At 63.4% G+C, this 453-nt stretch carries 1 protein-coding gene; it reads left to right on the top strand.

Features of this window, described 5'->3' with window-relative positions; translation table 11 throughout:
- Positions 1 to 88: 88 nt before the first annotated feature.
- Positions 89 to 298, top strand: a complete 210-nt coding sequence (locus VE26_RS00085) for a cold-shock protein (protein ID WP_046103232.1) — start codon at positions 89 to 91, stop codon at positions 296 to 298.
- Positions 299 to 453 lie beyond the last annotated feature (155 nt).

The raw sequence follows: 453 nt of genomic DNA, 5'->3' as shown, positions 1-453 counted from the left end.
AATGTGCAGGAATGTGTGTATGAGAGTGGGCTCAGCCGGGGACACGGGGGAGGCCTACCAGCAGCGACTGCACGAGGGAAAGGGAGTTATGGCAACTGGCACCGTTAAATGGTTCAACGGGCAAAAGGGTTACGGCTTCATTCAGCCGGATGAGGGTGGGGCGGACGTGTTCGTCCATATTTCGGCTGTCCAGCGCTCCGGCCTCAACGGCCTGGACGAAGGCCAGAAGGTGACCTACGAGATCGTCAAGGACAAGCGGACCGGCGAGTCCGCCGCCGACAATCTCACTGCCGCCTGATCAGAACGACGACATCGTCACGGGCGCGCCTCCTCGGGGGCGCGCCCTTTTGTTTGCCCCTCCTAGTCGGCCGGCTCGATGCGCATGCGCGCGCCATTGGCCGCATCGGTGAGGGTGTGGATCGCCCCATCGGGACTGGACCGTGCGTCGCGGAT

Origin of the sequence: Devosia chinhatensis, from assembly GCF_000969445.1 — a bacterium.
Lineage (GTDB): Bacteria > Pseudomonadota > Alphaproteobacteria > Rhizobiales > Devosiaceae > Devosia > Devosia chinhatensis.
The sequence above is the reverse complement of the archived record's forward strand: the minus strand, read 5'-3'. Positions and strand labels throughout refer to the sequence as shown.